The sequence below is a fragment of the Blautia sp. DFI.1.216 genome (assembly GCF_020594215.1).
Classification (GTDB): domain Bacteria; phylum Bacillota; class Clostridia; order Lachnospirales; family Lachnospiraceae; genus Blautia_A; species Blautia_A wexlerae.
This window is the reverse complement of sequence record NZ_JAJDML010000078.1, coordinates 1-10,901: the sequence shown is the minus strand read 5'-3', so window position 1 is coordinate 10,901 and position 10,901 is coordinate 1. Positions and strand designations below refer to the sequence as shown.

Annotated in this window: 10 protein-coding genes; 3 read left to right on the top strand and 7 right to left on the bottom strand. The window is 40.3% G+C overall.

The features are described 5' to 3' along the window. Positions 1 to 29 precede the first annotated feature (29 nt). Positions 30 to 317 (bottom strand): hypothetical protein, encoded by a 288-nt coding sequence (locus LJE11_RS17790; protein WP_227296337.1) that lies wholly within the window; start codon positions 315 to 317, stop codon positions 30 to 32. 207 nt (positions 318 to 524) lie between these two features. On the opposite strand from LJE11_RS17790, the gene LJE11_RS17785 reads away from it, so the two are divergent. From LJE11_RS17785 to LJE11_RS17775, 3 genes are all read left to right on the top strand, one after another. Further along, complete coding sequence (locus LJE11_RS17785; protein WP_020993568.1) at positions 525 to 1,295, top strand: fibronectin type III domain-containing protein; 771 nt, start codon at positions 525 to 527, stop codon at positions 1,293 to 1,295. 80 nt (positions 1,296 to 1,375) lie between these two features. Further along, a complete protein-coding gene (locus LJE11_RS17780) occupies positions 1,376 to 2,914 on the top strand; it encodes a leucine-rich repeat protein (RefSeq protein ID WP_008706788.1) in 1,539 nt (512 codons plus the stop codon). Positions 2,915 to 2,954: 40 nt separating this feature from the next. Continuing rightward, positions 2,955 to 3,746, top strand: coding sequence for an Ig-like domain-containing protein (locus tag LJE11_RS17775; RefSeq protein ID WP_008706790.1), 792 nt, complete (start codon positions 2,955 to 2,957; stop codon positions 3,744 to 3,746). 172 nt (positions 3,747 to 3,918) lie between these two features. On the opposite strand, the gene LJE11_RS17770 is transcribed toward LJE11_RS17775, so the two are convergent. The 6 genes from LJE11_RS17770 to LJE11_RS17745 all read right to left on the bottom strand — a co-directional run bounded on the left by LJE11_RS17770 (position 3,919) and on the right by LJE11_RS17745 (position 10,795). Further along, complete coding sequence (locus LJE11_RS17770) at positions 3,919 to 4,575, bottom strand: ribonuclease H1 domain-containing protein (RefSeq protein ID WP_008706791.1); 657 nt, start codon at positions 4,573 to 4,575, stop codon at positions 3,919 to 3,921. Positions 4,576 to 4,844: 269 nt separating this feature from the next. Then, positions 4,845 to 6,029 (bottom strand): iron-containing alcohol dehydrogenase, encoded by a 1,185-nt coding sequence (locus LJE11_RS17765; RefSeq protein ID WP_020993569.1) that lies wholly within the window; start codon positions 6,027 to 6,029, stop codon positions 4,845 to 4,847. 111 nt (positions 6,030 to 6,140) lie between these two features. Next, on the bottom strand, positions 6,141 to 7,661 hold the full coding sequence (locus tag LJE11_RS17760) for an APC family permease (protein ID WP_008706793.1): 1,521 nt from the start codon (positions 7,659 to 7,661) through the stop codon (positions 6,141 to 6,143). Between the two features lie 3 nt (positions 7,662 to 7,664). Beyond that, a complete protein-coding gene (locus LJE11_RS17755) occupies positions 7,665 to 8,285 on the bottom strand; it encodes a cytidylate kinase-like family protein (RefSeq protein WP_020993570.1) in 621 nt (206 codons plus the stop codon). Positions 8,286 to 8,512: 227 nt separating this feature from the next. Beyond that, complete coding sequence (locus tag LJE11_RS17750) at positions 8,513 to 9,730, bottom strand: aspartate aminotransferase family protein (RefSeq protein WP_008706795.1); 1,218 nt, start codon at positions 9,728 to 9,730, stop codon at positions 8,513 to 8,515. Positions 9,731 to 10,240: 510 nt separating this feature from the next. Next, complete coding sequence (locus LJE11_RS17745; RefSeq protein WP_008706796.1) at positions 10,241 to 10,795, bottom strand: helix-turn-helix domain-containing protein; 555 nt, start codon at positions 10,793 to 10,795, stop codon at positions 10,241 to 10,243. Positions 10,796 to 10,901 lie beyond the last annotated feature (106 nt).

The window sequence follows — 10,901 nt, the reverse complement described above, 5'->3', positions numbered from 1 at the left end:
ATTTTGTTGAAGTTTCTTTATATTTTATTTTATCTAGCACAACAAGTTAAATTAACATTGCCTTTTTTATTCTCCTTCGCCGGATCTATCATAGTAATGCGGTGGAAACCTGGTTGCAGATTGATTTCATAAGGAGTCTTGGAAGCTTCATATAAAGTTCCTTCTTCCTCATCATCAATTAATATGCCAATTTTAGCCTTTGAATTCAAGATTTTATTATGTTTTAACGGATGAAACATTTTATCCATCATACTCATAGAATAATCCTTTGCCATTCTGCTTGAATCCTTTACTGTTAATACTAACTTTGCGCTCATGTTTTTTCCTCCATGTTCAAATGATTTATAACATATTTTACTATATTTCTGCTTTCGAGATTGATTAGGCACAAAAGTTAGACAAAATTCTCTGAATTTTCCGTCTAATTTCTACGCCTAATACACTCTTTTTAATTTTTTATGCTATGATAAAACAAACTTGTGAAATATTATTCACAAAATTATTTTCTCAGGAGGAAAACTAATATGAAGAAAAAGAAATGGTTTCTCGTAATCACAAGTATTCTGTTGATGCTTCTTGCATGCACTCAGATACAGGCCGCTGCTATTAAAGCACCTGCAAATATCAAAGTTACTGCTTCAAAAAAAGCAAGTGTTTCCATTAAATGGTCTAAAGTTTCTAATGCATCCGGGTATGAAATCTGGCGTGCCAATTCTGCAAAAGGAAATTATAGTAAAATCAAAACCATAAAAACAAAAAATACTACCAGCTATGCAAACAAAAAACTTTCTGCAGGACATTACTATTACAAAGTACGTGCTTATAAAACCGTAAATGGAAAAACTATTTACAGTAACTTTTCCAGATATAGCGGAACAACGGTCAAAGTACTTAACCTTATGAAAAATCTTCCGCCTTTAAGCCCATCATATGTCGGAAAATATTCTACTATTATCAACAAAATAGGTGGAATGCATAAAAAAAGCAATTCTGGTTATCCATCTTTCTATGCTGCCGGAAACAAGATGATCATTGGTGTAAATTATAATGCAAAATATTCCAAGAATCAGAAATATGTCTATATTTGCAATCGCGGAAATTACGGTGTAGGTATCGGTGGAATGCAGCTTGGAATGACACTTTCCAAAGCTACTGCTATTCTTAATAAAAATGGCCTAAGAAGCTTTAACAATCCGACTGTATTCTGGTGGGGAAATGCTGCAAGCATCACCCTGACTATAAAAAATAACATTGTAACAGGCTTTACATATGCCTGTGCACCAACTTGCGATTAAACATCTACTCACTGTTTATTACTTTTCATAATTAAAGCAGATAAATTCATTGATTCGATTAAATTTTACAGGAGGCATCTATGAAAAATAAAAATACAGGGTTTAAACATCTTGTTCTGCTATTTGCTTTCATCCTTTGTCTTTTTAGCTGTGTATCAGCAAAAGCCGCCAACTATTATTATGAGGATGGCTATAAATACACACTCTCCCTTGGAAAAGCAACAATTATAAGCTATGTTGGGTCTGATACAGATCTTACAGTCCCCTCTATCTTAAATGGAAAACCTGTTGTTAAAATTGAATCCTCTGCATTTGCTAATAACAAAAACCTGTGTTCTGTAATATTGCCTGATACGATCACATCCATGGGAATCAGTGTATTTGCACAGTGCGAAAATCTTAAGTCTATTCATTATCCAGAGGGTCTTGACCGAATTTATTATCGTACATTCGCAGGCTGTCACAACCTTACTAAGGTAAACATTTCTTCAAATATAAAAATTATAGAAGACAGTGCTTTTGCAGGATGCACTTCTCTGACATATCTGGATTTACCTAAAGTAAAAGAAATTGGCGAATACAGTTTTGCAAACTGCACGTCACTATCAGAAGTTATCTTCCATAAGGGTTTTACCTATGTTGGCTCTGCATCGTTCAAAAACTGTACCAATTTAAAAGATGTAACTCTGCCCCTCGGAACACAAACAATCAGTTACAGTGCCTTTGAAGGTTGCAAAGCTCTAAGACATATTGATTTTCCCTCAACCCTTGTATTCCTGAAAAGTGCTTCCTTTAAGGATACAGGACTTGTCCATATTATTGTTCCCCCTTCTGTAACACATGAGGAACAAAGTGTCTTCCTGAATTGTAAAAATCTGGAAGAAGCCGAGTATCACGGCAAAGTTATAGAAGGATTTACTTTCGCAAACTGTACAAACTTAAAAAAACTAATCATCGGTCCAGAAGTAACCTACATCGGCTCCAGTGTTTTTGATGGCACTACACAATTAGAAACCTTGCAGATTCCTGCAACTACCAATCTGCATAGCCGGGTGTTTATAGGTGCAGAAGCACTTCATACCATCTACGGTGTTAAGAACAGCCCGGTAGAAATAGCTGCAAATAATGCCGGACTCAACTTTGTTCCTGTAAAAGATCACTCAATCAAACTAAATAAAAAGCAACTTACTCTTTATACTGTCAAAGGCAAAAATTCTGCTGTATTAAAATCAGTCATCTCTGGCAGTACATCAACGCCAACCTGGAACAGTTCAAATACAAAAGTAGTTCAGGTCAACGCCACTGGAAAAGTGACAGCCAAAGGTGCAGGAACCGCTTATGTCACAGTAACTCTGGGAAATAAAAGTGCTTCCTGTAAAATTACTGTAAAAAAGCCAGTTCTCAACCTGAAAAATAAAGCAATAACACTGAAAAAAGGAAGCAGCTATACCATCTCCTGTTCTGCAGTTCCAACAGGTAAAATCACATATAAAAGCTCAAATACTAAATGCGTAACAGTAAACACTAAAGGAAAAATCACTGCCAGACAAAAAGGAACAGCTACTGTCTCGATAAAATGTAATGGAATTACTCAAAAACTAAAAGTGACAGTAAAATAAAAAATTTTCTTCAAAAAACTCATTGTTCGGAGGAAAGTCAATGAAAAAACTATTAAAAAAACACTTCTCATTTATTATCGCAGTATTAATGGTTATTTCTCTAATAATCATTCCACGTACTGCTCAGGCAGCTTCCGTAAAACTGAATAAAACTAAACTAACAATGAATGTTGGTGGTGTTTATCACCTCAAGGTAAGCGGGACAAACAAAAAAGTTACCTGGTCCAGCACTGACAGTAAAGTTGCATCTGTTTCTTCTGGAAAAGTAAAAGCAAAGAAAACAGGTACCGCAACAATTACAGCCAAAATCGGCTCTAAAAAACTGAAATGTCAGATTAAAATAAAAGATCAAAGAGCCTTATATGAAAAGGTTCTGCTCCAGTCTGGCGGAAAGTGTTTCTATCTAATGGATATTGACAGAAATGGAACCCCTGATCTGATTGTATCAAGCAACCGTGGAGTTATTGTAGATTATTCTGTATATACCATAAAAAATGGCAAAGTAATCTATGCCGGTCAGTGTTCCGGAAAAGGGATGAATTATCAAATTTTACAGTATAACACTCACTACAATGGAATACATATAAGCTGGTGGACCAACGGAGTAGGTGGTTCCGGTTCTGCATTATGGACTTTGTCCGGTTCTAAACTTGTCAGCACATCAAGGGCATACTGTTCTGTTGCTGGTTTTCAAACCGGTAAAGATGAACAGCATATGAAAAATGTAAGCCAGGCTTCTTTCAATTCTTACTGTGATAAACATTTTAGAAATTGTAAACAATATACTATGTGGTCCAATACCAGTGAAAACAGGATAAAACACTTGAAATAACTCTGTTAAGATGAATTTGTATTCTCATCAGATGGCAGATTCACAATTATTCAATCTTATCCCTAAAACACCTGCTATTGATGCTGATATATTTTATCAGCTATCAACAAGCAGGTGTTTTTATCACATATTTTTCTACTTTTCAGATACTTACTTTCTTTAATATGAACTTTTATATTCGTACTTCTTCATCTGTCTTAAGCAATGCACTCTTAGCCAGCTGATCTGCCTCTTCATTGTAGTGATTGCCCGTATGAGCTGCTATTTTACAAAAAGAAATCTTTACTTTCTTTCCTGCTTCCTGCATATGAGCAGCATATTTGCTGGTCAGAGGTGTTTTGGCTCTCCATACACCTGTTACCCATTTCTCTACCCCTTCGTAATCATAGCGGATTTCCACAGCTGGATATTTGTTTTCTATGGCCCAGTTTACTGCAGTCATGGAACCAAGCATCTCTCCTGCCACATTTCGGATCGCGACTCCTGCAGAATCACTGCCGCTGCCGGATTTACGGATTTCCTGTCCGTCCGGTGTAAGGATCACACAACCAAAGGCATATCTGCCAATACTTTTCTCGAAACTTCCATCTACATAAGCAATGACCATATTTTCAGGTACTTCCACGATTCCTGCCGCCTCTTTTGCTTTATCACCAGATACATTTCCTGTTGTCTCCATGTTCAGAAAAGCCAATGCTTCCTCTTTCTCTGTAAATCCCCGAAACTCAGCTCCTGAATATCCGCTTACTGCCTTCTGGCACTCCGCCCATGTAGCAAAAAGTCCTGTTTTATGTCCCTTGCGTACTGCATATATTTTCTTCTTTGCCATAAAATCCTCCTGAACAATCAATATTTTGACTCACATTACTTTACTATATTTTGGTTAATACTATATAATCTTTCTTTCTATCAGGCAAGTTATACAATGGAAATTTCTCAAAAAAATAACGTGCAGATACATTTTGAAATCGAGATAAACCTTCAAGCCTGAAGTTATCTGTCGACTTCGATGTTTCTGCACGTTTTTTATAAGAACAGATATTTTTAATCAATATCCTACCTGTAGCAATCACATAAAATACTGCATTATTCTTTATCTTATAAAGCTTTATAATACAGTTTCACAATATCCTGCTTTCTGGAGGATCTTGGATTTACTGCAATATTCCCGCTCTTCATAGCATCATCTGCCATGGCATCAATCTTGCTTTCAATCTCCTCATCCGAAATCTCTTCTCCCTTCTTTGCCTGGCGGATGGCTGTGATCAGGTCTTCCGGGATTCCGATATCTTCGTTTAATTCCCGGATGGCATCCATCAGCATCAGCGGTTCGAATTCATCCTCATATGCAGGGATCGGACTGATATAATTATAAATCTTCAGATATCTGCCATGATCTGCCAGCGCATTATATTCTGCGATCACGGGAAGAAGAACTGCATTTGCCACTCCATGTGCTACATTAAAGAAAGCACTTACCGGATGACTCATGGCATGGACATTTCCAAGTCTTGCAAAGGAAAAGGCGATTCCTGCAAAAAGAGAACCTGTAAGCATTGCTTCTGCTGCCTCCAGATCTGTACGTCTTGCCACAAAACGGCGGATATTTCCACCGATCAGCTCCATTGCTTTCTCTGCCATTGCGTCAGAAAAAGGAGATGCTGCTGTGGAAACATAAGCCTCCTCCGCATGAATAAATGCATCGATTCCGCAGGCTGCTGCCACAGATGCCGGAGCAGAAGTGAGAAGCTCAGGATCCAGGATTGCATATGCAGGAAGAAGTTCATAACTGAATACTGTCAGCTTATAATCTCTGCTGTGGTCAGTGATAACAGAAAATGCCGTAACCTCTGAGCCGGTTCCCGCAGTAGTCGGGATTGCGATCAGCGGAACAATTTTTCCGGGAACCTTATGTGCCCCCTCATATTCTGTAATACTGCCGCCATATTTAGCCGTAACTCCCACTGCTTTTGCCACATCCATAGGAGAACCACCGCCCAGCGCAACGATAAAATCTGCGCCGGAATCCTTATACGCTTCTGTCGCTTTTTCCACTGTGGTGACAGACGGATTGGCTTCTACATCTGTAAAAATATCCACTGCCATTCCGGCGTCTTTCAGATAATCCGCCGCCTTATCCACAACTCCCATTTTCCGGAGAGTTGGTCCTGAGATCAGCATTGCATGAGAACCTCCAAGCTTTTTGGCACATTCCGGAAGCTTCGCCAGAGTACCTGCACCGACTGTAATATTCTGAGGAATAAAAAATTCAAATGGATTCATTAATTTTTGCCTCTTTTCCTGTATTTTTTCAATATTGCAATGTGCAGGGCATCTACCCTGCACAAATTCAAAACTCAGTTACCCAAAATAATTGTCATGTCATTTATAGCGTTATGCCATAGAGGAAAGCACCCTGTCAATAGCCGCATCGATTACCACATCAAGCTCTTCATCATCAGCCTCCGGCATAAGACTTGCTGCATCCTCATCAGAGATCAGTTCAATAAGTTTACCAAAGTCTTCTTTATATTTACGTTTACAGATCGCATAAAATACAACTCCAAGTAAACTCCAGCTACCTACCATAAGCCATTCCTGAAATACCAGACTTCCACCGGAACCCGGAATACAGTAAACCAGAAGCATCAGCCCTGACATGACTACTGCCATAAAACCTACAAATTTGTAGTGGCCTACTTTGTAAGGTCTTGCCATATCCGGTTCCTTTTTACGAAGGATTAGGAAAGAGACAGAGACCATACAGTATGCAAGGCAGCATCCGAAGTTACCTGCATCACAGATCCAGACCATCATTGTTCTTCCTGCAAAAGGAGCCAGCATAGTCAGGGCACCGATCAGATACAGAGAATTAACCGGAGTTTTGTGCTTCGGATGAAGCTTTGCAAAAAACGGAGGAATCATGTAGGATTCTGCCATAGAGTACATGGCACGGGAACCACCAAGGAGGAAGGAGTTCCATGATGTAATAATACCACACATTCCACCTACAATGATAACCTTGGCCATAATCTTTGTCCCGAAAGCCTTGGCCATGGCATCTGCTGTTACAAGTCCTGTTCCCTGCTGAGACTCAATAATCTCTGCCGGATTCAGAATATAACCTACTGCAAGAATAACCAGTGCGTAAAATACAACAGCCAGCACAACAGAGAGGATCATCATTTTACCGATTTTTTTCAGCGGAACATTGATTTCCTCTGCTGCCTGTGGGATAACGTCAAAACCAATAAAGAAAAACGGAGTGATAACTGCAACCTTAATAATACTTTTCATTGCTTCGCCAGTACCGTTTCCAACAAACATCTGTCCCTGAAGATTATCCACACTTCCTGTAACCACAGAAGCTACGATCAGAATAATTCCGGCACCGCCGATAATACAGGTAAGAACAGTCTGCAGAACTGCCGCAGTCTTTGCTCCATTAATGTTAATTATCATAATAAGAAAAGCAATCACAATCGCCACGATCAACCAGGATGCATAAACATCAAAGCCTGCAACTGTATAGAGATATCCTTTCAGGAACCCCGGCCACAGATAAGTGATGATTGTGGGAAATGCACATGCCTCAAAGCAGGCAACACTTACATATCCAAGAATAATCGCCCAGGTACAGATAAAAGAACCTGTGGAGCCCATTGCCCTGTAGCTGAATACATGCTCACCACCACACTGAGGCATGGCCGCTGTAAGCTCTGCATAGGTCAGGCCTACAAAGAAGATCATGATTCCACCGATTGCAAATGCAATAGCTGCACCAAGCACACCACCGGATTCAATCCAGTTACCGGAAGAAACTACCCAGCCCCAGCCGATCATGGCGCCAAATGCAATTACAAGTATGTCCCATGCACCAAGTACTTTGTCAAATTCAGATGTTTTCTGTTCCATAGGTCAGGCCTCCTTTTTTCCGTATTTTTTTGCGATCAGGTCTTCCAGATATTCTGCTGTTCCCTGAATTCCCAGAAAATCACTGTTAATAAGAATATCCCTGTTATGTCTGTCACCGCGGTTACTTCCTGTCAGTGCCAGATGTCTCTTATGATAACGTTTATCCTTCTCATCCAGCAGAAGCTTTGCATCCTTTTCCGAAAGATTATGGCTTTCCATAATGTTATGAATGCGAACATCATTAGGTGCATAAATAAATGCTCTCACTAGCTGGATTCCTTCTGTATCTTTCAGAATATAATCTGCAGACCGTCCTATGATTACGCAGGCTTCTTTCTGAGCCAGCTTCCGGATAATCTGCTTCTGTACATGAATGGCGCGGTCTGTCAGATCCGCATATTTGGAAAAGGAACCTCTCACATCACCCTGTGCACCTTTACCTGCGATGGTTCCGCCTTCCTCTACTCTGTCCATAATGTCTGTAGGGATGCCTACCTCTTTGATAATCTCATCCACAAGATCACGATCATAAAACTTAATCCCCAGATCCTGTGCAATCTTCTTACCGATGGCATTGCCCTTGGCTCCATATTCGCAGCCAATCGTAATTACCAGATGTTTCATGCTCTTCCCTCTCACACTCAAATTTTTATCAGATTCTCAAACATTTGAAATCCGCTGATTTGCTATGTAAATCGCTACTTTCTCATGTTTGGCAGGTCCCAAGTTCAAAAGTCTTATCGTGCAGGCACGAACGACTTTTTGACCTTTTGGCCCTGATATCATAAAAGGGCGCACGAATATAATTCGTGACGCCCTTGTCCTTACTGTATCACTCCGTTGCCGGATTTTTATTTTTCCAGAGATTTAATTGTATCTTCGATGATTGCTACAGCTTTGTCGCACTCTTCTTCTGTAACAATAAGCGGTGGAATCATACGGATGATATGCGCTCCGATAGCTGTGATCAGAAGATGTCTGTCAAGACAACCATGTTTTACATCCACTCCGCCAATAGTATCATCAAATTCCACACCTACCAGAAGTCCCTGATGTCTTACTTCTTTTACATGAGGAAGCTTCTCAAGCTTAGCTGCAAAGTAATCGCCAACCTTCTTTGCATTTCCAGCCAAATCTCTGTCCAGAAGCTCATTCACCTCAGCCAGTGCAGCTGCACAGCTTACCGGATGTCCGCCGAATGTAGTTCCATGGGAACCTGCTGTGAAAGCTTTTGCAACCTCTGCTGTTGCACAGATGGCACCGATTGGCATTCCCCCACCCAGAGCCTTTGCCATAGATACGATATCCGGTTTGATACCATAATTCATATAGGACATAACAGCACCTGTTCTGCACCATCCTGTCTGTACTTCATCGATCAGAAGAAGCATATCGTTCTCATCACAGAATTTACGAAGTCCCTGCATGAATTCCATTGTTGCAGGATGTACGCCACCCTCGCCCTGTACAGGCTCAACCATAATGGCAATTGTGTTCTCTGTACATGCATCCTTGAAAGCCTGAAGGTCATTGTACGGTGCATAGGAGAAACCATAAGTCATAGGTCCGAATCCAACCTGGCATCCATTACCCGGCTGACCTGTTGCAGACATGGCACCAAAGGTTCTTCCATGGAATCCCATCTTTGCAGTTACGATATGATAACGGTTTGGACCATACTTTTCAATACCATATTTACGGGCCATTTTGATCATTGCCTCGTTAGCCTCTGTACCGGAGTTCTGATAGAAAATCTTGTCCATTCCGATTGTTTCACAGACCTTCTCAGCAAGCAGCGCCTGCGGGATTGTGTATGGATAGTTGAATGTATGCATAATATCATCTAACTGATCCTTTGCAGCAGCTACAACCTTAGGGTTACAGTTTCCTGCGCTGTTTACTGCAATACCAGCATAAAAATCAAGATATGGGGTTTTATTCTCATCATAAATGTACATGCCCTCTGCTGTCTCTGCAAGGAAATCAAATCTCTCATAAGTCTCGATCATGTACTTGTTTACTTTGTCCTTAATGTCCTGAAAAGTTAATCCTGTGTCTTTTAATTTCATAGCTGTGCCCTCCTGCATCCTTAAGATAATAAAAAAAGCAAAGACAAACTGACCCGTATGGGTAAGCGCCTTTGCTTAACTTTTTCTGTGTATTATTTTGCACATCCTTACAATATCACTGCCCTTATGATTTGTCAACATGTTTTTTTGAACATTTACATTTTTTACAGAAAGATCGTTACTGAAAACGGAGTGAACAGTAACGAAAGCTCTGTGTTCTCCTTATTGTATATCCAATATTTCCTGCATATTCGTGCGATAATAAAGGTTTCTCAACAATTCATAACAACACAGCCTCTTCATGAAATGGCAGACTGACAAACCATTACATATATCCTTTCTTTTCAGATATTCATTTTCTGGTGTATCTTTTTCATTGTTTTGTGCATTATATTGTACATTTTACACTCATACTTCGGATAAAATCACCTGCTTCACTACTCAGTTCTACACTATGGTAATCCACCTGCGGCAGACCGCTTCAGCAACAAAACTCCTGATACAACTGCATCAATGATAATCCAGAAAAAAACAGGTACAGCAGGCTTTCTCCTTCCCTGTGTTCCGATAGACATGCTCCTGATCCGTTTCAAACTTAAACACCTGATCTCTGTGGATTTCATACTTCTCACCATGACATTCCAGAGTAAGCACACCCTCCATAACAGCCAGATATTCTCTTGTCTTCTCCCCATGGCTGCCACTGATATAAACACCACCCGGTTCCACCTCAATCCGGTACACCTCCACCAGACGGGTATCCTCATAAGGCAGACAGGTCCATACCCTGTACTGTCCTGCTACCTCCTTGGTAGGAACCAGTTCTGCCGGTGTCACCAGACAACAGTCCACTCTCGGCGGCTGTATCAGCTCCTGAAACTCTATCCTCAGACCACTGGTAATCTTCCCCAGCACACCCAGAGAAGGATTGGCAGTCCCTCTCTCAATCTGAGCCAACATGCTCTTACTCACTCCCGTCTGCTCAGACACCTGATCCAGACTCATACTCTTGGATTTCCGAATCCTCTTCAGATTCACCGCCACATTATTCGATAAATAATCCATATGTCCCCTCCGTTACTGAAAACTTATAAAAAGTTATAAACTTCTATGTTACATTCCTACTTCAACGAGTATGCTTTTGATGATATAAATATCAATCTACTCACAA

What these genes read in the sequence shown, in the direction of transcription:
- LJE11_RS17790 (WP_227296337.1), bottom strand. Translation starts at nt 317, where the DNA reads ATGAGCGCAAAGTTAGTATTAACAGTAAAGGATTCAAGCAGAATGGCA.
- LJE11_RS17785 (WP_020993568.1), top strand. Translation starts at nt 525, where the DNA reads ATGAAGAAAAAGAAATGGTTTCTCGTAATCACAAGTATTCTGTTGATG.
- LJE11_RS17780 (WP_008706788.1), top strand. Translation starts at nt 1,376, where the DNA reads ATGAAAAATAAAAATACAGGGTTTAAACATCTTGTTCTGCTATTTGCT.
- LJE11_RS17775 (WP_008706790.1), top strand. Translation starts at nt 2,955, where the DNA reads ATGAAAAAACTATTAAAAAAACACTTCTCATTTATTATCGCAGTATTA.
- LJE11_RS17770 (WP_008706791.1), bottom strand. Translation starts at nt 4,575, where the DNA reads ATGGCAAAGAAGAAAATATATGCAGTACGCAAGGGACATAAAACAGGA.
- LJE11_RS17765 (WP_020993569.1), bottom strand. Translation starts at nt 6,029, where the DNA reads ATGAATCCATTTGAATTTTTTATTCCTCAGAATATTACAGTCGGTGCA.
- LJE11_RS17760 (WP_008706793.1), bottom strand. Translation starts at nt 7,661, where the DNA reads ATGGAACAGAAAACATCTGAATTTGACAAAGTACTTGGTGCATGGGAC.
- LJE11_RS17755 (WP_020993570.1), bottom strand. Translation starts at nt 8,285, where the DNA reads ATGAAACATCTGGTAATTACGATTGGCTGCGAATATGGAGCCAAGGGC.
- LJE11_RS17750 (WP_008706795.1), bottom strand. Translation starts at nt 9,730, where the DNA reads ATGAAATTAAAAGACACAGGATTAACTTTTCAGGACATTAAGGACAAA.
- LJE11_RS17745 (WP_008706796.1), bottom strand. Translation starts at nt 10,795, where the DNA reads ATGGATTATTTATCGAATAATGTGGCGGTGAATCTGAAGAGGATTCGG.